Origin of the sequence: uncultured Sphingobacterium sp., assembly GCF_964277905.1 — a bacterium.
Taxonomy (GTDB): Bacteria; Bacteroidota; Bacteroidia; order Sphingobacteriales; family Sphingobacteriaceae; genus Sphingobacterium; species Sphingobacterium siyangense.
In genome coordinates this window covers 1-25264 of sequence record NZ_CAXYKD010000040.1, presented here as the reverse complement: position 1 = coordinate 25264, position 25264 = coordinate 1, and the positions used below count along the sequence as shown (strand labels likewise).

The following is a 25264-nucleotide window of genomic DNA, read 5'->3' as shown; positions in this document are numbered from 1 at the left end:
AAGCTATCATGAGCATTTCCATCGATGCTCATGATGGTTTTTGTTCTTATTTGTTGACTCAAAACTACAACACAATACGCTCCTAGCCTATCGGCTTTAGACCAACGATCGGGAAAACTCGGTGAATAGCGGGAAAGGGAAGGTGAATTTTAATTTTGTGATGTAGGTCACGGTAAATTATTATACAGAATCAAGAAATTTGTTCCAACAAAAAGAAAATCACAGCAATATGAAAGCAAGGCAACTCTTTAGCCAAATAGGAATATTTTCGGCTTTATTCATCCTAGTAGTAACGCATTGCTATGCAACAAGCCGAAAACCAAAAATTTTATTTGTAGTGACTAGTCACGATACAAAAGGCAATACAGGCGAAAAAACAGGTTATTATCTCGGTGAAGTCTCACATCCATGGGAGGTTTTAACAGCTGCTGGATATGAGATTGATTTCGTTAGCCCACAGGGTGGAAATCCACCTGTGGATGGATTTGACCTAAATGATCCCGTTAACAAAAAATTCTGGGAGGATAAATACTATCACAAAAAAATCACTCATTCGCTCAAACCTTCTCAGATAAAACCGGAAGAATATAAGGCCATCTTCTACGCCGGAGGACATGGTGCGATGTGGGATCTGCCTCTCGACTCGTCAATCGCAAAGATTGCCAGCAAGATATACGAGGCAAATGGCGTTGTCGCAGCTGTATGTCATGGTCCTGCTGGCTTAACCAACATCAAACTAAGCACCGGTGAATATTTGATAAAAGGAAAAAAAGTCAATGGCTTTAGCAATGAAGAGGAAGAGCTTGTAAAGCTCAGCAATATCATTCCCTTTTTACTGGAAGATAGACTAAAGGCAATAGGTGGGATTTATGAAAAGTCTGAACCTTGGCAGCCCCATGTCACCATTGACGGCAGATTGATCACTGGCCAAAATCCTCAATCAGCTAAGGCTGTGGGCACGGCCATCGTCAAGGCATTAGGTAAATAAGGTATCTACAAAAAGCCACATCTCACGACGTGGCTTCTAAACTAAACTTAAAACATATGAAAACTATAGTATTCTTCTACAGTCAAGCCTACCCTTTTACATAAGGTTGCATAGCTAGCAAGAATAATTTATATAATTACTGCGAAAAAAACTCGGTAAATTCATTTTGAACTGAAAAGCCATAGTTATCCTCCGCTTTAATTCGGATCACTTTTATGCTATCACCATTTACGTTTTGCAACGGAAATTCCCAAAGATGACCAGAGGCCCGCTTTCGTAAAGGATTCGCCGTGCTACCTAAAGTGGGATAGATTTTTTGATTATTTTTTTCGATAATATCGGATACAAAGGGATCTATACTTTTACTTTTCCGCATCTGGCCCCATTCTCCATCATTTATCTGCACCATGACACTTGTGCTATCTGCCGCTCCAAAAACATTTGCTAGCAATACGCCCGCTCTAACAGCGATATGCATTTGTTTTTTAGCATCCTGATCTACGGCTTTGAACTGAAACGAATAGCTATTGTTTTTAATATTAATCACAAAATACCCCCTTGGGCTACCGCACAACATCCTGGCATCCGGAACTCCTTTGGCATCCTTCTCACCACGCCACCAGTTACCACAGGTTGCACCAGCACCCAATTCCTGTATTGCTTTGTTTTTAAAGAAATAACGATCCACTTGATGGGTATGTCCAGACAAAATCAATACATTTTTATAATCAACCAACAGTTGAAGTACCTCCGTCCTATTTCGTGTAAAAGCCATAGGAATATGCTGACTAAGCACTACTAAAGCATCTTTTGGAATATAGGAAAGATCATTTTTCAAAAATGTCAACTGCTCATCAGTTAATCTTCCTTCATACGAATTTTTACCTGTAGCAAAGACATTGTTTAACACGATAAAATGTACATTACCATAATTGAAAGCATAATTATCAGCTCCAAAAACTGCATTGAATCGGTCGTTCATATGGTCCGGATTGGCAACGTTCCGATCATGGTTGCCGACCATCGTGTAGGATGACATCGGCAGTGCATCGATCATTTTCCCCACTTCAGGCAGAATCTCCATATTATTGTTGACTAAATCTCCCAGAACAAGATTAAAATCAATATCCTTCCTTCCTATAAGTTCGGAAAATATACTTTTGGCCGCAAATCCCAATTCCTCCTGATCGCTCACCTGCACATCTCCAATGGCGGCAATATTGAATTCGAGAGGGATATTTTTCCTCTTTCTTAATGGTATATCAAACACCAAAGTATCGGGAATAGTATGATTAGGATTGAGGTAATATGCATTTGCATTTCCTATTTTCTTTTCCTTTGCCCATACATATTCAGATGGAGTGATAGAAAAAATAGATTGACCAATCTTAGCTTCAAAGCTATATGCTCCGGTTTTATCGGTGCTTATCACATCAATGCCATTAGATACCGGTATTTTAGAAAGCTTTTTCTCTCCTTTATCCAAAAGGCCATTGTTATTTTTGTCTTCAAAAGCATGTCCTTCAATCCAGACTTTCTTAGCTACTGCTACTTGGGCTGTGACCTTTATTACAAAAAGTAATCCCAAGATCCAGATAATGCTTATTTTTTTTATCATATTATTCATTGCTGATATATAAGTCACGGTCAGATAATTTTATACATCCGACCGTGACCTGAACTATATTATAATCCGGGAATATCGTATTTGAAAAGAGCAGCTTTGCTGTTTATTACTGTGATCAAATAAGGTATTCCTTGATCACTTATCTGCATCACAAATTTATTTCCATTTTCTGGTGAAACCTGCACTGCCGTATTCCAGTTTCCTGTAGTTTCATTATAGGTACAGACCTTTATTCCATTGATTGCGTCTCCGTATGCCAAGAAAATTCGACCATCGGGGTGTATACGGACCGCCACATTATCGCGGTTTGCGGAGCTACTGGTCGTTTGGCTAATACCATCACCTAACTGTTTCCAACTGCTACCATTCCAATGCATAACAAATGTTTTATAAACAGGTGAATTGGACTGGTAAACCATATAAATTTGACCGTCTTCTTTTACGTCAAGATCAATATTGATACCTCCGGAATTTGACTCTGCAGGTCCGACATTAACACTTCCGACCAAATTCCAGGCACCATTTTCTAATCGATATACAGAAGGTTTACGGCTTGCTGTACCGCTTGTTAAATCCATTACGACATAATACAATTTATTATCCCGCCCTTTAAACATTTTTGAAAACCATCCTGTAGTTGACTGTGCAAAGGACTGCCCCGTCCACTTTCCATTACGTAACGATTCAGCATATGTACCACGGCTAGGGTAAGGAGAAGACGCACGTGAGAACACATATCCTAGATAAGGCACATCATTTTCATCCAACTTTAACGTTAAATAATTCACCCTGTTGAAAGACCCCTGCTGCTCACCTACAAATGACCAGGTATTATTCTCATACTTCATTAACGATGCATACTGTGCATTAGTTCCTGCCGTATAATCTCTAAATGCAACATAAGGAATTCCTTGTTTCGAAAAATCTAACGAAATATAATCGGCTCTTGTTGGCGTAAAGCCAGCTTCATTCCCTAAAGTTTCCCACTGTTTACTTTCACTATTGAACGCAGTAATAAGCCCTTTTCGTAAATCATCTGTACTGCCGGAAAATTGAACGGATACATACGGCTGATTATTTATTGGATTAATTTCAAGTCCTGCCTCCGCAACATTGTTGGTTTGTAAAAAATCTGGAAGCTGCATCGCTGTCCACACAGGCGCAGTCAACCTACCGACCTGAACAACAAAAATTTCGGATGTACCACTTTCTAAATCCTGCAATGTCAGGGTTTGGGGATTGGAATAATCTAAAATGGTTTCCTTGCTTTTGAAATCTGCACCATTGGACTTCAGTACTGTGCCGTCGTTGACAGTATATCGGGCAACCAACTCGGTGATATCGGCATCTACAGGTAGATCTACTTTGATATCAAGTTTGCTTATTTTAGCGGGATAATCGCGAAACAAATAATCTGGATTATCAGCTGCATAGAAACCAAAGGAAAGAATAGATCCCGACTTTTGTGCCGAAACGCTATATTCCGACATTCCGTTTGGTGTCACAAAACGGTAGACCGTTGCTTTGGAAAGATCGACAGCTGTAACCCCAGATTCCTGAATATTTTTCCCAACGTATGCAACCAATTTCTCCGAGGCAACCTTAAATGAAGGTACTGCTTTTGTGATATCTACCGAGTTGGGCACACGAATATAAATATGCTGTCCTTCAATAGTACCATATACTGCATCTTTAAGGCCCGGATTGCTTGAAGGGTCAAAAGAAAAGGATTGCAACTGTACATTATCTGCAAGTAATGCCTCCTGTTTGCATCCGAGAAGAAACAGACTAAAGATCATCGTGATCAATATTAAACAATAGTGTTTTTTCATCCCTATATTTTTATGATGATGAAGCTTAGGTCTTATCTTTATCAAACTTGTCTGATATATCGCTGACCATTTCATCTGTATGAATTATTTCTTTAAATTTTCTGGTAATAATACCGCCTTTACTTTGTAGGCTTTATTAAGCTTAAGTTTAGCATAATCGGCAATGTCAGCAGCTTTTATCTGATCAAGCATTTGCTTATAACTGGTAAAAAATGACCAGGTTCCAAAACCATAATAAACATGGTTGCGCAGTTCTGCACTCCAAAATGTATCTTTTCCAAATTGCTTGTCGTATACCTGGTACATTTGTACTTTAGCATTATTAAGTTCTTCAATAAAGTAAGACGGATCTTTTATGATTTTATCAAGTTCGACCTGAACTTGTCCGATCAAAAACTCTGCTCTTGAAGGTTCGCAGGTAAAATTAATACGTGTACGCATCAAATCGGTCGGTTCTGAAGTTGCACTGACACTAACGCCTACGCCATATACGCCTGACTGCTCTTCTCTCAAATTTTTTCGGAGTTTAACCTTGAGCACATTTTCCAAAAGTTCATTTTGTAGTATATCAGGGTAATCATAATGTGTAGAAGTGGTCTGATAGAACAAGTTAACCGTGGCCTTTTCGGCCTGGCCTGCATATTGGACAATTTCTTGATCTTGGCGTTGTTTATAAGCTGGCATCCGCTGCTCACTGCGGTAATATCCTCTAGGAAGTGCCGCTATATACTGTTCTACAAATGCTTGAATACTATCTATATCAAAATCACCGACGAGCACAAAATCAAAATCTTTAGCTGAATGGAAACGTTCTTTGAATACTGGTACAATACGATCGATCTGTAGATCCTTTTCAATGCGTTCGACCGAAAGTGTATTTTCTTCCAAATCGTCCGCCCCTATAGCTTTATTGATCGCTTGATTATAGGCATCCATCACATTGAATTTTTTATTCCTGGCGGCATCTAACCCTTGCTTTTTGATGCTTCCAAAAATTTTCTCATCGACACGAGGCTGAGTCCATTTGAGGTAAATCAGCTCAAACATAGACTTGATATCCTTTTGATTAGCTGACGCCGACAGTCCCTCTCGATTTGGCGCTATCATAAACGTGGCCGACGCTGAGTTTCCATTTAAAAATTTTGTTAATGCCGCCCGCGTAAATGCCCCCGCACCACTGGCTCCAATTATATTTTTGGCATACACAGCGTTGACATAATCGGAGCTGTCCATAGCAATAAAACCGCCTTTTCTAAAGGCTGTTAGTTGAATATGATTTTTCCTACTATCATTTTTCTTCAGAAAAAATCTGGCGCCATTGGAAAGTTGCCATTCGGTCACACCGACCTCGTTGATCAGTTTCTTTTGTATCACTTTACCGGATATAGGCAGATCGCTCAGCAATTGCTGGGGTATTTCAATATGATCTGTCCATTTCTTCAAATCTGCCTCGGCGGACTCTGCGAACAACTGGCGCAAAACACTTTCTTTGGGCACCTCTGCCATTAGGCGTTCAGGGGCGGTTAGCATCACAGCTGTATTTCCCGGCTTAAAATAACCCTGGAGATGATGCAGGAGGTTTAAAGAATCGAGTCGATCCAGATCACGTAATATCTGCCCATTACGTTGTTCCTTATCCATTAATATTTGGCCCGTAAAAAAGACATCTTTTAATTGGCTCAACATGATATTGGCATTTAGTTCTTTGTTCTCCGGCGCGCGTTGAAGCTGTCTTTTGTATTGCTCTCTATAATCAGACAGTTCTGAAGAGGTAAATCCATAGCGCAAAATACGTTCGCGTTCTTTCAAATATTTAGAAATTCCAGATTTGATCTGCCCCTCGTACAAGGTAGCTCCACCAACAGAAAGTCCATTGTTCAGTAAAAGATCAGAGACCGACATGGAAGCACTTTTGTAACTGTCGTCCAACTGGGCAATTCGATCAAATCTTTTCTTTAAAAGTGCATTTACTGCACTACGTTTTAAATTTTCAAAAAAATCAGCTTCCGTCTTTACAGCTTTGCTAGCCGGCAAAATCCCAATATAACTAAAGTCAATACTATTAGCCTCTTTGTCCGTATAGATATTAAAAAGTGTATCGGTATGATTTGCCAAGCTATATGAAATGCGCTTTGTTTCTGGTTTTCTGTTTTTAGCTTTTCCAAAAAGCTTTTTGATCATCTTCTCAACTGCTTTTGGATCTTGGTTTGTTACGACAGCCAATCCCATTAGGTTTGGCCTATACCATTTTTGATAAAAATCTACCAGCGTCGGCCGACGAAAATTACGCAATATATCCAGCGTGCCAATCGGTTTACGAAGGCCGTAACGGGAATGAGAAAAGATCAAAGGCAGGGTCTGATCGCTCAGGCGGGCAGAAAGACCTTCCTTGGTCCGCCATTCTTCTATGATGATGCCGCGCTCCTTTTCGATTTCCAAAGAATCGAAACTAAGATTGAACGCCCAGTCGCTAACGATATCAAGCGCTTTCTCTAAGTTTTCCTTCGACTTGCTATCGATCGTGATTTTATAAACCGTTTCATCATAGGAGGTATGTGCATTTAAGTCAGCCCCAAATTTAACGCCCAAAGACTCCAAGTAGGTGATGACTTCATTTTTTGGATAGTGCTTACTTCCATTAAAAGCCATGTGTTCAACAAAATGGGCTAATCCCAACTGATTATCCTCTTCCTGTAGACTGCCGGCATTGACAAAAAGCTGTATAGCAGTCTGCTGATTATTCGTATTATTAGGATAAATAAAATACTGAAAGCCATTTTTTAATTTTCCACGCAACAACTTTGGATCCTGTTTAAGGTCCTGCGCTTTCAGCTGTATGAATGATACAAGAAGAACACACAATATCCCTATTGTTTTTTTCAGAATATCCATATGTTCTATATTTTAGTAATTTTCAGACTGGATTGTTTATGATCAGGGCCGGGTAGGCCAAGTGTAATATTTTTATCGTTTCTGAGCAGACGAATAGTTAATGTATTGTCTTTACCTTCTTCTATCGAATGATTAATCCAGCGTATTGTTATAGGCATTTCTACGACACCTGGCTTAAACAAAAGCGACGAACCCGAATTAATAACTTCGTAATCTACGCCCGCTTTAAGGCCATCGCCCGCCACCACTTCATAATCCACTTCAATGGCTTCGAACTGTGTTTTTGTACTGAAATAAACTTTATAGTCAACCGACTCATTTCTGTTAGCCTGCACAGTTATTTCCGAAACGTTATTTTGGTGGATATAGAAAAAAGGATGATCATATGGAGTTTCTAATTCTTTATTACAAGCTAAAAATAGCAGGGAGATGAAACTCATTAAAAATAGGATATTTTTCATTTTTATTTATTTACAGTGGGATTGGGAGTGATGGATTTATTGGCATCTAATTCTGATTTTGGAATAGGAAGAATAAACAGATCATTGGGATAATTTATCTGACAGTTTGCCGAGTTACATCCGGTCCCACGATCCAGCGATTCTTTATAACGCATGATATCGTAGATACGCTGGCCTTCAAAAGCCAATTCCTTGCGTCTTTCCAATTTTATCAATTCCAACAATTCATTTGGTGAAGTATATTCGACAACAATTTCCGCGGTATTTTTACCTAGTGCCCTCGCTCTAACGGTTTTTAAGTCTTCAATCGCCAAATTATATTGTTGAGTATGAAAATATGCTTCCGCTCTATTTAGATAGAGTTCGGCAGACCGGATCACTTTAAAATTGACAGGCCAATTCAAATCAGTTGTTGTGGAATACTTCCCATTCTTAAGAGACATGTATCTCTTCGAACTTGATTGTAGTTCAAACATTGATTTACGGATATCATCTGTGCCTAATAGATTTAAAAAATTGTCTGAAGGATAGGCTAAAAACGCAACTCTATCAGAATAGAAGCTTGACATAAAATTTGAAGACCTAATAGTCAGATTTAGCTGCCAGATCACTTCAGAATTAATGCTGTTAAAATCTGAAAACTGACTATCCGAAATGAACATATTTTTATAATCTTCGGCATTCACCAATTTGTACTTTCCATCGGTCAATACTACTGAAGAATAGTTAATTACATCTTCATAACGCCCCATGTATAGATATATCCTCGACAAAAGGGCTCGTGCGGCATCTGCTGAAGCATATATCTTAGTCTTTCCTGTTGAATTTCCCAAAAAGGTAATTCCCTGTTCTAGATCAGCTATGATTTGCGCATAGGTATCTTTCATACTTGCCCTGGGCACGCGCTCACTCGGTAATGGTGTTACTGTAGGAATAGGAATTCCCGGATGACTTCCATCCGCTGTATACGTATAATGCTGTGCATAGACATTTGCCAATGCAAAAAATAGTAGTCCACGCAAAACGTGGCTCTGTCCCATATAGCTATTAAAATCGTCAGACCTACCATTTAGTGATTTACGCACCGTTTCAGCAGAGTTAATAATATTATTGATATTATTAATGGCCTCATAGCCTGTTGACCATATGGCTAAAGTCCCACCAGTTCCATCTTCTTCATCAAAAGTATAGTTATAGTCCGTTAACATATAATTTTGCGTACCATTTGTGATGCGTTGTACATCATCGCCACGTAAATCGCCATATATCCCATACTGTGACTGAAAAAAACGCGAGGTGAGGTTATAACTACCAACAAGTGCATCCCGCATACCATTTAAATCAGAAAATAGTTGCTCTTTGCCGAGTTGTCCTATGGGTTCAACTTCCAAAAATGATTTACCGCAACTTGCCAACGATAATGACACCGCGATTACTGTATATTTAAATAACTTCATGTTAAATTCTGATTAAAAACCGATATTGATACCCATTGAATAATTAAGCACGCGACTGGATTCTGAAAGCATATTTGCATAGGTATTGTCAACTACGCTTCCGCTTGTTACACCATACTGTTTAGCTAAAACTTCATAATTTTTTATTGATCCTTTTTTCGATGAATATGGAGTCCACATCGCAATATTACTCGCCATAGCGGTAACTGAAATATGATCTAACTTTAATCGGCGAATTAGACCGCTATTAAAAGTATATCCTACACTGATATTATCTAACTTAAGGTATGTTTTGTCCAATAAAAAGCGGGTGGAGTTCATAATAGATGAGGTACTTGTATTCGAAAGTCGTGGAGAAGTTGCCAGCTGCCCCGGAAAATACCAAGAATTCAGCATATCAATGGATTGATTGCCACTCAAAATATTAAGACCATCCAATCCATTATTTCTAGTTGCCTGATCAAAATAATAGCCTCCTTTTGAATATTTGAAAAAAATTGAAAAATTCCAGTTTTTATAATTAACATAATTCGTTAGTCCTCCATAATATTGCGGGGTTGAATCTCCAACAAGCACACGATTTTCTGTATTATATACTTTAGTTACATTGCCATCCAAATCATACCACATTGGATCTCCTGTAGAAGGATCCACACCTGCCCAACGCACAAGGTAGTAAGAGCGGGAATTATATCCTTTTCTCATGATCGTATTGCCCGAAACACGGTCAATATCTTCATTTAACTGCAACACTTTGTTTCTATTTGAAGATAAAATGAACGTTGCATTCCAATTAAAGTTTTCCTTTTGTAGTATTGCTCCATTGACACTCAACTCCACACCTGCATTTTGCATTTTTCCGACGTTTTGATAAGTACGTCTAAAGCCTGTCACCATAGATACATAGGCATCGTCAATCATATCGTGGGTAACATTTCGATAGTATTCGGCCGCTACATTCCACCGACCTAACAATCTAAAATCTATCCCTGTATTGAGCATTTTTGTTGTTTCCCATTTCAGTCCGTCATTCACACCTCTCGACATCGTCGTTCCAGAACTCCCCCCGTAACTATAATTGGAATCGTATTTGTAAATACCACTAGCATAAGCTGAATTAAATCGAGAGTTACCATTATTTCCGTAGGATGCCTTAAATTTCAAGAAATCAACAATCTTATTTTTTGGCCAAAAAGCCTCATTGCTTATTGTCCATGCCGCACCGACAGAACTAAAGGTTCCCCATTTTACATCTTTCCCAAAATTGGAACTGCCATCTTTTCGATAGGTATAGTTTATTGCATAACGTTTATCATATACGTAACCGGCACGCCCAAAATAGGAAAGTAACGTTTGTTTATCGCGGCTTGTTGTGCCAAGACGATTATCAGTGGATACAAAGCCGACTTCCCGGATATAGTCATTTGGAAAATTACTTCCCGTAGCGGAAACAGATCTACGTTCTTCTTTTCGTGCTTCGGTTCCCAGTACAACATCAAAATCACCTTTAAAAATAGTACGCTTAAATGCTAAGGTATTTGTACTGATTAAGTTTAAAACCTGTGACTGCCCTCGATAGGCCTCGCCGTTACTGGAAGAGCCCGTGTAATTATACATTGAAAAGTACTGATCTTCATTGGCGCTGGTAAAATCCGCACCATTAAGGTTTGTAAAGACTAATCCATCCCATAGTTGATAAGTAAATCCTAAGGTTCCCAAAACATGTGCGGTTGCTTGTTTTTGTTCATTTTGATCGATCAGACCAGGCATACCCTGCAAAAGCCCGCCATTTGGATCTCGCTCAATATACTCACCATTTGGACCAAATGGACTAATCAATGGGCTGTACTGAAAATAAGCATTGCCTGGATTGAACATGTCATCTTTAGAATAAGAAGCAGCAAGTGTACTGTTCAAAACCAAACGTTTACCCACATTCCCACTTACGTTTGAACGCACATCATAACGTTTTGTAGAATTACCGATAATGGTCTGTTTTTCGTCATAGATATTGGCCGAGAGGAAATAATGAACAGCATCTGTTGAACCCGACAGTCCTAGGCTGTGGAGATTAGTAAAACCAGTACGATTATAAACATCTGCCCACCGTGTATCCTGACTGGTATCAATTTTCCCCAACTGATCAACCATCCCCATGGCTTTGACCAGGTTTAAATATTGGCGACCATTCAGTTGGTTGAGATGACTTGATGGCCGTCTATTTATCCCCGTTCGAAATGAATAAGTAAGTTTTGGGGCTCCTTTTCCTCGTTTGGTTGTTATCAGGATAACACCATTGGATCCATTTGCGCCATAAATTGTCGTTGCACTGGCATCCTTAAGTACGGTGACACTTTCAATATCATTCGGATTTATATATGTCAATGGACTGATCGAATTTTGCATCCCAGGAATTGAATTAGTCGTTCCGCCAGTATACAAAGGCACACCATCTACGACCCATAATGGCTCATTTGATGTTGTACCGCCAACGGTAGAGGATTCTCCACGTATTCTAGTGCTATAGCGTGATCTTGCAGAGCTATTTGTCCCCCCATCTTGTGAATTAAATTCGACCCCTGGAACGACACCTTCCAGTAAAGCATCCAACCGGAGTGCAGGCCTGTTATCGAGGTCCTTTCTTGTAATCGTAAAAGCCGATCCTGTTTGGTTCTCTCTCGCTTCTTTGGTACCATATGCTGTTACAATTACTTCATCCAGATAATCCATACTTTTTTGGAGCACGATAGCGAGATTTTTTCTGATATCTTTAACAGGAATTTCTCTGGGTTTATAACCGATGTAACTGACCACAATAGTTGCCTCCATAGGAACGTCCAAACTAAATTCGCCGATATTGTTTGTACTGGTAACTTTATTAGTTCCTTTGATAGCGACACTAACACCAGCTTGATATGAAGGAGATTTACCATCCTGATCATCGATGGACACACGTCCTTTCAACAAGATTGTTCCCTCCTTTTCTTTGATCCGAGTTAATGTAATAGTTTTATTAACAATCTTATAGTCAACATGAAGCTCTTTAGCTAATTTCGACAATGCAGCTTGAATCCCATCTTCATCAAGCGAAATCTGAAACATAGACGTGTTTTCTACAATACCTGCATCATAAACAAAAGAATAACCTGACTGCTCTTCAATCTGCTTTAATACTGTTTTAAGTGGCTTTTTGGTTGTATCAATATGAATTCGCTGTGCGAAACTTTGCTGTATGCTACAAGACAATAGCCCAATTGTCATTAAGGTGGTTAGTTTAACCGAAAGCAATTCCGGATTTAAAAAAGCCGGGCTTCGTTTAAAGAATTTTTCATTCATTGTATTAAGGTTAATTATTTGCGAAATTCACATAGAGGACGTTGCCTTTCATCTGAAAATTCCCATTCGTTAAGTTTTTCATAATCTCAAGCACATCTGAGGTTTTTGTGCCATTTACTATTTTACCAGAGATATGCTGGTTAGGAACAGCGGACTGATAAGAGAGCTCAAAACCGTACCACTGGCTAAGTTGATGAAGTACAGTCTTAATAGATTCATTATCAAATTCAAAATCTAGTTTGCGCCATGCCTCTTTCTCTAGCTTCACCATCCGTTGAAGAGACAAAGCTCCATCTTTGTTGACAACTATATTATTGGGTTGCAATATGACATTTTGGCTTCCATTGCTTAGCTCAATTTTACCCTCGTGTAGTGTGGTAATTGTTTTATCAAAACTAGGATAAGCGCTGACATTGAATTTTGTACCGAGAACTTTGATCTGCTGATCTGCTGTTTTTACGACAAAGCTGCGTCCAGGTATTGTTACGACTTCAAAGTAAGCCTCTCCTTCCAATGAAATTGTCCTTTGTGCCGCCTTGGCGTAATCTGGAGATAAGACGATTTTCGATCCGGCATTTAGCGACACTTTAGTCCCATCTGGGAGAATAACTTTGGTAAACTCCCCTGCCGCTGTTGCCAAGGTTCTTAAATCATGATGTTCTTTAAGATCCACATAGCTCGTCGAATCTAGAAAATCGTGTAAGCTGCTACTAATTTCTTGAGTTTGGCCCGAAGCATCTGTAATCCACGCCGCTGATCTAAAAACTTCATTGCTATTTCCCTTTTGCTGAATTGACCAGATCCAAACTACAGCTGTAGAAAGCAGCAGCAGTGCAGCGGCAACTCCCCATGCCCATTGCAATCGCCGTACTTTAGTGGGTGCAATACGTCTGTGAATCTCTGCCCAGTTTTTATCTTTAAATTCGACAGCTGTGAGATTGCTATCGAGTATCGTTTCTTTATCATCAAAACTATTGTACCAAAGCTGGAATTGTACTATATCTTCTTCTGAAGCTATTCCCTGGTTGATACGGGAAATAATTTCTTTAATGTCTTGTTGCGTCTTCATATGATTAACAATTGTGGTCTATATAGAAGTACCACAAGTCTTAAGCAACGCACGCCAAAAAATTAAAAAAATAATAAAGATTTCAAATTATTTATAAAAATCCTTAAATGTTTGAGGCTTTTGCTGATTTGATTTTCAACAGTTCGGTGTGATATATTTAGTTTTTCAGCGATCTCTCGACTGTCCAAATGATCTATGCGGGAATAATTAAAGATAATCTTTGCTTTCTCCGGCAGGCGTTCTACCTCTTGGAAAATAAGTTGCTGAAGCTCTTTAATGCATAATGAATCGTCCAGACCAAGCTCTTCCACGCGATCCAATAGTCCATAGGAATTAGGATCAACAAAATCGATTCTTGAAGATCTATTTAGATATTTGATTATAGAAAACTTGGCTGCCTGAAATAAATAAGCTTCAAGATTTTGAATCTCCTCGAGTTTGGGATTATTCCAAAGTGAAATGAAAATATCCTGTAAAAGATCTTCCGCAATATCTTTTTGTGGTATCCGGTTATTACAAATCACAAATATTTTGTCCCAATACCTTTCATAGATTATCCTAAATGCTTCTTGGTCTCCAGCCCGTATTAACTTTTGCAAAGTTAAATTTTCGAGTGAACTATAGTTGTTTTTCATTTTTCGCCTCGTTTTATCTCGTTACGGCAAAACAGTTCGATGTGAGGTACCAAAACTACAACAATAATTAAAAGAAAACAAAACAGTTAGCAAGACAAAAGAGGTCATTCTTATAAAACTATTTTGAAACGACTGTTATTCTTATGATTTAAGAACGGCTATAAGCTACCTTTAAAATGGAAGGTTCAACATAAAAATTGGCGTCGTACAGTGAAAATCCAATAGTCTTTAAAAACATTGGAGGACGAAACAAAAAAGAGGAAACGCAAAAAAACCACATCTCAAGACCTGGCTTCTAAACTAAAATAGATGATTCAATAGTGGTTTGTCTTTTATTACTAGCAAACCACCAGTTGTAAAGTTCTATTTATACGAATTGATTGATTTGGATACTTTCCAGTCATTACCCACACGCTCCAAATTTAAGGCTCGATATATTCATGGTAACTTTTTTTGATGTACAGGATAATATCATAGTCGGACATGTATTTAGCGGCGTCAATATTCGGACGGTACAACTGCATGAAAGTTTGTAGAGAATCACCTTTAAGGCCCGTCAAATTTTGAACCTTACGCTTCGAAAAGGTATTATCAAGATACTGCTCTTCCTCTTCCTTTATCAATTTCTGTTGGAGCTTGGATTGAGGGGTACGATGTTTCCCGAACATAGAAATAACAGAAAGCACATCAACACTAATCAGCGAGGCGGTACTATTGCTAACTTGATTAGGATGTCTCGGGACATTTGAAGAATAATTTTTGCTGATGAAAATCTCTTTAAATTTGGGTTTGCTATAATTGAAGGTCTTAGCAAATTCTTCCCGAAACTTTAAGGAATCAGCCTTATAATTTCCTAAAGAATTGATCTTGACTTCATCCAACAATATCGTTGTTTGTTTCATATATATGATCAAATTATCAAGATTGCTATTATCAACGATATATTTTTCCTCGCGATATCCGATTGAAGAAAAGGTAATTGTATCGCCAAGCTTAATGCCTGGCAATATAAATTTGCCATAGCTATCGGAATAGGTGCTGCGTGAAGCTACTTTGATCGAAACACCTATAAGGATTTCACCCGAATGCTTATCTTTAATCGTGCCTTTCAGATCTTGTGCAGAAGATAAGTCTGCGATAAAGAGCAATAGCAACAACAACTGTAGTCTACTCACTTTCAATCAGTTTTATAATAAAAATATTATAAAACTAAATATTTAACAATGCTATTAACTCTTTTTAACACGCGTTTTTATTCCATGCGGATTATTTAGATCGACTTAGCGTTACATCATCTATATGGCAATAAGCATTCGCCTTTCCACAAGCCATAAAACCTATTTCAACGCGCCCGTTTTTAATGGATATGTTCGCTAGGGTAATATCACTCCAATGCTGATCCACTTTACTCAGTTTTTGTTTATACGCTTTACCATCGCTTAAGGCATACATATATAAATCCTCAAATCCACTGCCACGTTTAAATTTTGCAGATAAAGTATATTTTCCATCCGCTAGTTTCACACGCTGGTTAGACTGAATAATCTGTGAAACCTTACGTTTAAAATCTATTTTATCATTTATCTGCAAACTCTTTTCTCCAATTACCTGCTTCCTATCCTCGGTTGTATTGAAATAATTAAGCACAGGCGATAAAGAATCACCAACAGAGAGCATATTCCCTTTAATGATCGTGGTTTGCCATCCTAATAACTGTTCCTGAACAGGTTTTACCGGACTTGGTATATGTCTTCTATCGGCCTCGAAACTACCGTTCTTCACATAATTATTGTCACTGTTAGCCAGCCATTCTCCTGTTGTTGGATTAAGGCTCCATGAACTTAAGGAATTAAAAATAGGCTTTGGGCCATTAAAGGATAGAGGACACCACTGGTTATATCCCAGACCATTACCCGCAAAATTAGCCCATCTATCGCCACAATAGATAATTGTCTGCTTTTTAGTTCCTTTTAGCGTTACAAAAAATCCTGTTTGCGTGACATGGGCATAATCGGCCTCTGAGCCCTCCATGATCAGCATTTCATTGGTAGGCGTATATGGACCGTAAATATGTTCTGAAACTAAGTAATAGGCAAAAGAGGAATCCCAGCCGTACAAGTTGGAAGCAAATAAATAGTATTTTCCATTATGTTTGAACATACAGTTCCCCTCTCGCCCCTCGCCTTTAAATACCATATTACAATCCAGTAGTCCTACCTTCCCGTCCTTTACACCAATTTCTGAGATGTAAATCTTGTTTCTTCCTTTTCCGTAGGAATACACCAGGTAAGACTTTCCGGTATCCTCATCCGTGAATACCGTTTGATCTCCGGTGTTGCTGGTGCCTATCATACCAGTCATATCGATGCGCTGGTGCCATTTAAATGGGCCATTGGGACGCTCCGATAAGGTAACTAACAATTGATCATTGTGTTGGATGAGCAGTGCATACTTACGTATTTCCTTGATGTATGCGACACCTAAACGTCCTGCCCAACGCGTTGTCTGGGTAGAATTTTTATTGAGTTCATCAAGAGTCAATACATCGCCATGAGAGGTCCAGTTTACGAGATCCTTAGACACATAACAGGTTACAGAAACAAAATTGTCACGTTCAGGAGTAACACTAGGATCATTTCGGTATTTTTCAGATTCTTGATATTTTGCGCCATACCAAAAATATTTAGTCTGCCCATCTTCAGGATCTTTGAAAGAAAAAATACCTCCTCCTTGACTATAAATAGGATATCCATCTTGGGTGTCCCAAAAAATATCATTTTTAATCTTCAAAAATCCTTTTATAGAATCTGACTGACCTTGCAGCTGTGAAAATAACAGGCAAAAGATAAAAGAAAATAAAATGTTTTTAGAAAAGGTGATCATAGTCTTGGTCTAATGGAAAGATCCAAGATAAAGCATTAATTCCTAAAGGCCATCATGGTCCAACCTGTCCTTTCAAAAAAAGGCTCAACATAAAAATTGGCGTCGCACAGTGAAAATCCAATAGTCTTTAAAACATTGGATGACGAAACAAAAAAGAGGAAACGATAGGAAACAAGAAAAATTACGGGCAATGTTGTGCCACAGGTCAGACTGAGGCACAACATAAATGTTAGTTATTTTTTGTTACGAAAAGATCATCAGCCCCCTCATTGATAGGGATATACAATCTTTCCCAGCTTTTTGAATGAACCATTTCCCAGCTATGCCCAGTACCTTTCAAATCTTCAGCCAAAAGAATCGTTCCAGGTTCAATTAAAAAAGTTGAACCATCGCTGACTTTAAATCTGATTTTACCTTTCAGCGTAACCACGTATTGTCTTCTTGGAGCTGGATGAGCGTTTTTCTCCCATTCTTCTGTTTTATTGCTTGTCCAAAATGTACTCGTATTGGCGTGTTTCAATGTTGGAATAAAGCCTTTTTGAAACGAGCAGGTTCCATCCGGATTGTTGATCAATCGTACTGCAGGCATTTTACCTTCGGCTTCGAGTTTGACCTCTTTAATTTTTCCATGACCTTCTTGCGCTTTCACAGCGGTTAAGCTTGATGCTGCCAATACGCAAGCAATAGTTAGTTTGGATATCATTTTCATTTTGTAATGTTTGAAATTATTATTTTGTTATTTTAATTTTAGAATTCATAAACCGTATCGTGCACCATCATCCGTTCAAAATAAGGTTTGTATTTAGCGACAAGGGCGAGGTGCCCCGGCAGTTTACCATAAGCCTCTAGTTCCTCCAATGTCGCAAATTCCATGGACGCATTGTAGGTAAACGAGTTGTCCAATACCGCTCTTGGGGAAGAAGCAGCTGGCTTGCCATAACGTACATTTTTGACATAGGGAAGCTTTTTAAGACCTTCAAAAAACTGTTTAAACTCTTCTACCTGTTCAGCAGACAAATCAGGTTTTAGCCAAAAAAGCAAATAGTGGAAATATACTTTTTTTGTTTTCGCTTTTTTCTCTTTTGCCATCAGTGAGGTGGCCGCAAAACTCATTACGCCAGCAGTACCTAGTGTAAGGATAAAATCTTTTCTTTTCATGTTATTGCTATTTAATTAAAATCAATTCTATATTTAAGCACAAATGCCCACTTGTGATCTGTTACCACAGCTTGATCCGCAGCATTTAAATTATAGATCGGACGATTTTGCGCATCAAAAGTCAGCCGGCTGCTATTACCGTGCATCAATAGCGAGATACCTGCATCATAAATTAGACTTTTGTCTTTCAATGCCTTGTAGTCCCCTACTTGTACAGAAACCGCTGGCTGCAGCTGTAAATTATGTTTGGATGGATTGAAATAAGGGAGCGTACCGCCGACCTGTGCGTAAAATGTATTTCCCGTGCCAGCATTTGGCAAGCTATTTCCCGCACCATTCAGGCTTGCATTGGCCGCATCGATACCTGTCGCGGGGTTGTTTGTCCCTGCAAAGCGGAGATAGTTAGGACCATAATTGCTGTGCATGGCCATACCATAGGCACTAATCGAAGTTCCTTTCTCTTTGTCGATGGGCGCGTCATAGATGATATCCGCTGCAAAATTGCGCATATCGTCATTTTTGGTCATCTGCCGTTCATCCAGATGCCAAAGGGCATTGTGCATATACTCAAATCCAGCCCCTATGCTGAGCACATCTTTTTTACCGAGGTATGTACCCGAATTGAATGGCGTTTCGTTACTCTCTTTATCGTGAAATGCGTAGCGGAAGTAGCCTGACACATCTTTGCGTGCTTCATTTTTGCTGAAGGTGGCTTTATTTAATTTTGGATCAGCACTGGCGGCTGAATATGGATCAGCCAGTACCACCCGATAGTCAAATTTTCCAAACTGCCCTTTTGCATAGATGCTCATTTCACGTACGACCATATCAGTCGCCCCAGTATTGGATGTCGCATACAGAGGCAAGTCGTAAAGCAGCGTATTGAGTGGTCCTGTTGTAAAACGGGAAAGACCGCGCCAAGTCGAACGACCGCCACCGATCGCAAGTTTGGGACTGAAACTATATTCTGCATAGGCATCCAAGAGATCCATATACGTATTAGTTTTGCTGTTGACGTTTACGTTGGTAGGCCCCATCTGTAAAACAAACAGTAAATTTTCGGTAGGCTTGTAAGTCATCTTTGCCCTAATACGCCGCAAAGAAAGATCAGATACATTCGAAACGGACTCGTTGTTTACCAAACTTCCCGGATTGAGCTGACTATATCTCGCCCACAGCTCAGCGTACCCGCTGAAGCTGATATAACGTGTATGCTCCTTATTTAAGAAATGAGTAAGTTTTGGATTTCCAAAATCATTGGTTTGCGCCTCGGCGAGCTCTGCGCTACCTAGTCCCAAACTGAGGAACAATGCCAAGGTAAGCTGTTTTCTATTCATGATTCAACCTAATTTTGTTTTTTTGATAAGTCAAAATTAGGCTGAATATGGAGGTGATATTATTAGAAAACCATTAGAATTTTTAGCTTATTCAAGCCCCTTTGGATAGGCCAGTTTAAGTTCGACTGAAAACACAGTCCCTACATGGAGAGTTGAATTAACCGCTACGGTACCCTGATGCATCTCAATAATCCGCTGAACAATTGAGAGACCGATGCCATGTCCCTCTTTTGAAGGCGTACCCGCCACACGGTAAAACAAATCAAAGATATGCGGGATATCCTTGCTGTCTATTCCGATGCCATGATCTTTTACCTGCACCTGCGCGACGGTTTTATTTCTGGAGAGCAGTACCTGGGCATGCCGATCGGCACTATATTTACAGGCATTCTCGATCAAATTAGCAAAGGCTACTTTCAAGAGGTAGGCATTTGCAGATACCAAGATTTCCTCTTCGTCGATTGCAGCTTTAGCATCAAAAGAGATGCTTACCCGATAGTCTTTATTTTTCTCTAAGACCACTAACTTTGCTTCAAGCAGTATTTCATCCACTCTGATTTCTTCAAAATTTACCTGCGAACTATCGTAGTTTGCCCGGGCAAAATCCAGCAAGGCTGTCGAAAGTACCGTAGCCTCCTTCGCATCGAGCAATGCCCTATCAATAGAGTGAAAATACTCATCCACATTGGTATTCAGCTGCTGCGCCAATTCCAGTTCGGCGATCATAGCTGCCAAAGGTGTTCTAAACTCGTGTGAAATAATGGATACAAAATGGCGTTGGTTGTTGAAAGATTTTTCCAACCGATTGAACGTATTGTTGAATGTTTCGATAAGTTCTGAGAGTTCGTCTTTTGCATTACTATAGGAGACACGTGTGCTCAAGTTATGTTCGGACACATCCTTTATCTGATGTATAATGTAATTGATTGGCTTAAGAATATAACGTGCAAATAGAAATGAAGAGAAAAAAATAAAAAATAGGGCAACGATATAAATCGTTATCAAAATATTTTTCAGCCGTTCCATATGTGCAAAACCCGTTACATCGTACGCATGTCCGATCAAGAAAAAAGGCTTACCCTCAAATTGATAGTTTAAGCCCATATACAGTTCTTTGCCTTGCTCCCAAGTAAAAAAATTAGACGTTTTGACAGATTCCAATTTAACATCGGGATACGTCGGTTCGCCTATATCGGAAAAAACAACCCTATTCTGCTGATCGAAAACAGTAATCTGTGCTTCGTTGATCAGCCTTTTATTTTGTTCATGAATTCTTCTTATCTGATGTTCCTGCACCTGTGCATCAAAAATAAATTCTGCGCGCCAGATGATCTTATAGCGCAACCGATCCACAAATTCTTCCTGCCGATTTAATTCCGAGAAGAAATAAACCGCATAGGCGAATAGAAACAAGATGATAGCCGAAGAGAGCGTAAATACCCAGGAAGTTCTATTGACAATCTTCATTCTTTATTGGATAAAATAAATCCATGTCCGGATTTCGTATGAATCAATTTAGGTGAAAAATCCCGGTCTATTTTTTTACGCAAATAATTGATATATACATCAATATAGTTTGTTCCGGTATCAAAGTTTTTGCTCCATACATTACGTGCTATTTCATCCTTACTGAGCATGGTCTCCCTATGTTTCAAAAAGAAGTGAAGGAGATCAAACTCTTTGGGAGTCAATTTAATAAGTTGTCCCTGACTATGAACCTGCTTACTCCGGAGATCAATACTGATACGATCATAAGTCAGCAGCCCCTGAATCTCTTCTTCACTGATTTCCCTGTGCCGTTTAAGCAAGACAGCGATACGTGCAAAAAGTTCGCGTATTTCAAAAGGTTTCACCATATAATCATCGGCTCCCGCATCAAAACCAGATATTTTTTCATCGATACTGCCCAATGCTGTGAGCATGATGATTGGGATCCTGGGGTAAGCCGCACGCATCTGTTTACTGAGCTCAATCCCATTCATTCTTGGCAACATGATGTCTATGATAAGTAAATCATAGTCAACAGATTTGGCTTCTTTGATCGCTGATTCCGCATCACCAAAAATATTAACTAGGTAGCCCTGACTTGCTAATCCTTTTTTCACACTCGAAGCAACGCGTTCATTGTCTTCTACGACCATTATTTTCACCATTCTAGCATGCTTGTATGTATCTACTAATACTGCAGGACAAAGTTAGTTATTTTTCAAAAAGGCTGGCGCAGCCTCCATGAACTTTAGACAACGGTCAGGAAAACTCGGTAAATTTACCGTTATCGCTATTGCTAAAATGGCATTGTTACCACCTTTGCATGATATTTACCTTTTTTAATCTCAAATAAAACTGCATACCCACCAGCTCCATCGCCATTAACAGCAGTAATGTATAAACTATCATTTGAGTCATCATAGTAGCATGTTGCAAACTCGTTGTTTACATTAAATAGGCTTTCAATTTCCTTTGCCGGGATCTGGATAAATTTTCCCTTTATAGTAGCTTCAATGGAGGTATAATGGCTTGTAGGGATTTCGCCATCTGTTCCCCATACCTGCTGCCCTTTAAATTTGTCTACAACGGTATAACCATCATATTGAGTCGATGAAAAATCACCTTTATTTTTTTCATAATCGAAACTATCGGAATTTATTTGAACGGTTATATCTTTTGCCATAAATTTTGCTGTGCCTTCATCAGAAAATACATTAGGGATCTGCTTATAGGATTCGATATATTTAATTCTTGAATGGTGTACATAGCCAGTGATGCTCTTGTTGCTTTTGTCTGTATAATCTACAATTACCCAATCGCCGAACTGGTCATCAGGAAACGCATAAACAATTTCATCAGCAGCAATTTTTGAAACAACCGCACTATTCACTGTAGCTTGTTTCCTCACATTTACATAGCCGTCTTTGTCAATGATTTTTGCAAATTGGGCCGAGGCCAATTGGCATATTGTGAGAAAAAGTAGTACTAAAAAATATCTGTGATTCATTTGGTATAAAGTTATTACTGATAATATTTTGCACTCAGCTTAATAAGATCTTCGATCATTTTATCTTCTTTAATTGAGGTGCTGTATACAAATTTAAATTGAAAGCTGATAATTTCGTTACTTTTATTTCATTTTCTACTTTTTTATTACTCAGCTCATAGCGATAAATTTCCCTAAACTTAATGCATTCAAACACAGCACAGCATTACATATTATTTCACTGGCAGAAGAATTGATTTCAAAAAGTTTTGAAATAACCGTAAATTCATTTTAAAATAATAATGTTGAATTAGAATGATGAGATACTTCATATTGACAATCGCTTTTTGTGCATTCGTGTTTGTATGCTGCAGTAATGAAAAAAATGGTAAAAGTGACATTAAAAAAAATGACCAAACCGACACAGAGGGAAAACTTCCTATGAAATCTTATATGCTCAATCACGAAATAAGAAATATAGACTATGAAATATATTTAAATGATTTTCTTATTGCCCATTCACAGGAGAACAATGGTATCCCTGGCCCTTACAAGTTGAATCAGTACATTTTTTCCAGTGGAAAACAGGAGGTGAAAATTAGGATCTCGTCAAATAAGAGCCAAAAATCTATAACTTCTGATATGCTCAATGAAATAAGTAGAAACACAGGCATCTACCTGCTTGAAAATAAAGATTATGGTAATATCAGGGAGATCAAAAAACTTGAATTTCCAGCGCTTGAAAAACCGCTAGATGCTTATACGCATACCTGGGATTTTGAAGCAGAAGCGCCAACTTCGGTCACATGTCTGAACAATTCCCAGGATCTTTCAGAAATGAATCAAAATAAGCTACAGGTGGAAGTATTAGCAAAATATGATCAACTACGTAAATTTTTGCTTTCAGGACATGCGGATGAGTTTCTGCGAGAAATCGCAAACGCGAAAAGTAATCTCTTTATATCCGAAGGTTTTTCGGAGGCCGAGCAGGAAGCATACAATGACAAACTTAAAAAGTACCTGTCTGCGCATAGCGATCTACTTCCCGACCTTAAGGAATCTGCAATAAAATTATTCGGGCACGGAAAAGCTGTCGCACTTGAACAAAACCTCACACTGTCACCTGGAGAAAACAAAAAGAATGACGAGCAAAATTCTAACTATATAATTTTCCACAAACCTCATGGATCTGATTCATTTGAAGTGTTTCGCTACTTTATAGCTTATTCAAGTGGAAGGTAGGTGTGGCACGCTGAAACGGCGACAAGCTAACTTTCGAAAGAAAGGTTTAACATAAAAATTAGCGTCGTACAGTGAAAATCCAATAATCGTTAAAAACATGGCATAACGAAACAACAAAGTCTACCCGAATTGTTCGATTTAATTTTATGTTTAATGTAATTGGCTAAATTCGGCATGTCAACAATAGCTTGATCAATCTTTTCATGAAATGGGGACATTCCTATTTCGAGTTAATAAAAATCCATCCATGAATAAGGAGGAGGATAGGTCAGTTGATATATCGTTTGTTCCCTTTCTGACAGATGATCATAATAAATACCGAATTCGCTCAAATATTCCTCACCCAATCCCATTCTCCAAAACATATCCCTACTGTCCTTATCCGAAAACTTCGACCAAGGCGGTGGCATAGGGTTTTGAAGTGCTTGAAATTGCCCAAATTGACCTAGAAAGTCTCGTACTTCCATCAATGCAAAGCCCAATAAATTTTGACCGCGCCAACAATAAATGTTTTCAATATCGAGGTCATCTTGTGCAAGTCCAATACCCCATATGGTATCAACGGGGCTTGCCTCAACAAGAACTCTATTTTCTGTTTTTAACAGGTATTCTGCCAACGCCCAATGTTGATTAAACTTATGGATGTTTCCGTTCCTAACGATCTCAAATTTGCGTTCGTTCCAAATCTGATCATCATAGCCTACAACTTGCCTTCCCAATTCTTTGGCCTCACCCGGTTTAATGCAGTTGATGATTTTCTCAAAATTCTTTTTATCATCAAAAAGCAATGCTTTTTGGGCCATCATCCAATGCTCCGCAGTCCTATAGGTAATATTATCTACTGTAAACGGACTCTCATACCATTGACTGAAAACAAATTTCCCAACTTCCTGATTTTGCTTGGCTATATGCCCCCAAAAGAAGAGAAATTTGAAGCTATCTCCATTTTCAAATCTATCGGTTAGCCACTTGATAGTATATTTTACCATATGCTCAATTCAAAATTGATTACCTATTACCCATCGACATACAATGATACGCAAAAAATTGAAGCCACTTCTCTCGAAGTGGCTTCACAACTTATCTATTTGTTAGGGCTGGCTCTTATTTATACGAATTGATTGATTTGGAATATTTTATAGCATACTTTGGAATGAACTGAGTATTTATTAGCACCAAAACAGCTACAATCTAAGTTAACAATTATGCTACATATTTATTTGCCATCTAAAGCCTTATACTTCAAGAAATTCTACAGATTGAATATTAATGAAATCAATAGAAATTTTAGTTTCTATTAGCTTTTTATGACCTTTTGAATCCTCTACATATAAATCTAGAAAAATACAGCCACTTTTATATCCGTGCTCGAG

19 protein-coding genes are annotated in these 25264 nt (G+C 38.6%); 2 read left to right on the top strand and 17 right to left on the bottom strand.

Annotation, left to right across the window (positions count from 1 at the left end):
• Nucleotides 1–337 precede the first annotated feature (337 nt).
• Entirely contained in the window at nucleotides 338–988 is a 651-nt protein-coding gene (locus tag ACHWSC_RS18175) for a type 1 glutamine amidotransferase domain-containing protein (RefSeq protein WP_394677707.1), read from the top strand.
• A gap of 136 nt (nucleotides 989–1124) precedes the next feature.
• Here ACHWSC_RS18175 and ACHWSC_RS18170 read toward each other — a convergent pair whose 3' ends face one another.
• The 16 genes from ACHWSC_RS18170 to ACHWSC_RS18095 all read right to left on the bottom strand — a co-directional run bounded on the left by ACHWSC_RS18170 (nucleotide 1125) and on the right by ACHWSC_RS18095 (nucleotide 22670).
• A complete protein-coding gene (locus ACHWSC_RS18170; RefSeq protein ID WP_394677706.1) occupies nucleotides 1125–2606 on the bottom strand; it encodes a calcineurin-like phosphoesterase C-terminal domain-containing protein in 1482 nt (493 codons plus the stop codon).
• Nucleotides 2607–2674: 68 nt separating this feature from the next.
• Nucleotides 2675–4447 carry a hypothetical protein gene (locus ACHWSC_RS18165; RefSeq protein ID WP_394677705.1) on the bottom strand — a complete coding sequence of 591 codons (1773 nt, stop codon included), beginning with the start codon at nucleotides 4445–4447 and terminating at the stop codon, nucleotides 2675–2677.
• An 84-nt stretch (nucleotides 4448–4531) separates the two neighbouring features.
• Nucleotides 4532–7339: a M16 family metallopeptidase gene (locus tag ACHWSC_RS18160; protein WP_394677704.1), complete on the bottom strand. Its 2808-nt coding sequence runs from the start codon at nucleotides 7337–7339 to the stop codon at nucleotides 4532–4534.
• A 5-nt stretch (nucleotides 7340–7344) separates the two neighbouring features.
• Complete coding sequence (locus tag ACHWSC_RS18155; protein WP_394677703.1) at nucleotides 7345–7800, bottom strand: hypothetical protein; 456 nt, start codon at nucleotides 7798–7800, stop codon at nucleotides 7345–7347.
• Between the two features lie 2 nt (nucleotides 7801–7802).
• On the bottom strand, nucleotides 7803–9257 hold the full coding sequence (locus ACHWSC_RS18150) for a RagB/SusD family nutrient uptake outer membrane protein (protein ID WP_394677702.1): 1455 nt from the start codon (nucleotides 9255–9257) through the stop codon (nucleotides 7803–7805).
• A 12-nt stretch (nucleotides 9258–9269) separates the two neighbouring features.
• Nucleotides 9270–12593, bottom strand: coding sequence for a SusC/RagA family TonB-linked outer membrane protein (locus ACHWSC_RS18145; RefSeq protein WP_394677701.1), 3324 nt, complete (start codon nucleotides 12591–12593; stop codon nucleotides 9270–9272).
• 10 nt (nucleotides 12594–12603) lie between these two features.
• A complete protein-coding gene (locus ACHWSC_RS18140) occupies nucleotides 12604–13662 on the bottom strand; it encodes a FecR family protein (RefSeq protein ID WP_394677700.1) in 1059 nt (352 codons plus the stop codon).
• 62 nt (nucleotides 13663–13724) lie between these two features.
• Complete coding sequence (locus ACHWSC_RS18135) at nucleotides 13725–14297, bottom strand: RNA polymerase sigma factor (protein ID WP_145327768.1); 573 nt, start codon at nucleotides 14295–14297, stop codon at nucleotides 13725–13727.
• Nucleotides 14298–14719: 422 nt separating this feature from the next.
• Nucleotides 14720–15472 carry a carboxypeptidase-like regulatory domain-containing protein gene (locus ACHWSC_RS18130; RefSeq protein ID WP_394677699.1) on the bottom strand — a complete coding sequence of 251 codons (753 nt, stop codon included), beginning with the start codon at nucleotides 15470–15472 and terminating at the stop codon, nucleotides 14720–14722.
• A gap of 91 nt (nucleotides 15473–15563) precedes the next feature.
• On the bottom strand, nucleotides 15564–17087 hold the full coding sequence (locus ACHWSC_RS18125) for a family 43 glycosylhydrolase (protein ID WP_394677698.1): 1524 nt from the start codon (nucleotides 17085–17087) through the stop codon (nucleotides 15564–15566).
• Between the two features lie 322 nt (nucleotides 17088–17409).
• Nucleotides 17410–17889, bottom strand: a complete 480-nt coding sequence (locus ACHWSC_RS18120) for a hypothetical protein (RefSeq protein ID WP_394677697.1) — start codon at nucleotides 17887–17889, stop codon at nucleotides 17410–17412.
• 38 nt (nucleotides 17890–17927) lie between these two features.
• Complete coding sequence (locus tag ACHWSC_RS18115) at nucleotides 17928–18338, bottom strand: Dabb family protein (RefSeq protein ID WP_070565284.1); 411 nt, start codon at nucleotides 18336–18338, stop codon at nucleotides 17928–17930.
• Between the two features lie 11 nt (nucleotides 18339–18349).
• A complete protein-coding gene (locus tag ACHWSC_RS18110; RefSeq protein ID WP_394677696.1) occupies nucleotides 18350–19675 on the bottom strand; it encodes a hypothetical protein in 1326 nt (441 codons plus the stop codon).
• A gap of 87 nt (nucleotides 19676–19762) precedes the next feature.
• Complete coding sequence (locus tag ACHWSC_RS18105; protein ID WP_394677695.1) at nucleotides 19763–21142, bottom strand: sensor histidine kinase; 1380 nt, start codon at nucleotides 21140–21142, stop codon at nucleotides 19763–19765.
• Nucleotides 21139–21828: a response regulator transcription factor gene (locus ACHWSC_RS18100; RefSeq protein WP_394677694.1), complete on the bottom strand. Its 690-nt coding sequence runs from the start codon at nucleotides 21826–21828 to the stop codon at nucleotides 21139–21141. Before ACHWSC_RS18100 ends, ACHWSC_RS18105 begins: the two co-directional genes overlap by 4 nt.
• A gap of 131 nt (nucleotides 21829–21959) precedes the next feature.
• Nucleotides 21960–22670, bottom strand: a complete 711-nt coding sequence (locus ACHWSC_RS18095; protein ID WP_145327762.1) for an SH3 domain-containing protein — start codon at nucleotides 22668–22670, stop codon at nucleotides 21960–21962.
• 294 nt (nucleotides 22671–22964) lie between these two features.
• Between ACHWSC_RS18095 and ACHWSC_RS18090 the strand changes: the two genes are divergently transcribed.
• A complete protein-coding gene (locus ACHWSC_RS18090; protein ID WP_394677693.1) occupies nucleotides 22965–23891 on the top strand; it encodes a hypothetical protein in 927 nt (308 codons plus the stop codon).
• Between the two features lie 230 nt (nucleotides 23892–24121).
• On the opposite strand, the gene ACHWSC_RS18085 is transcribed toward ACHWSC_RS18090, so the two are convergent.
• Complete coding sequence (locus ACHWSC_RS18085) at nucleotides 24122–24880, bottom strand: NADAR family protein (protein ID WP_394677692.1); 759 nt, start codon at nucleotides 24878–24880, stop codon at nucleotides 24122–24124.
• Nucleotides 24881–25264 lie beyond the last annotated feature (384 nt).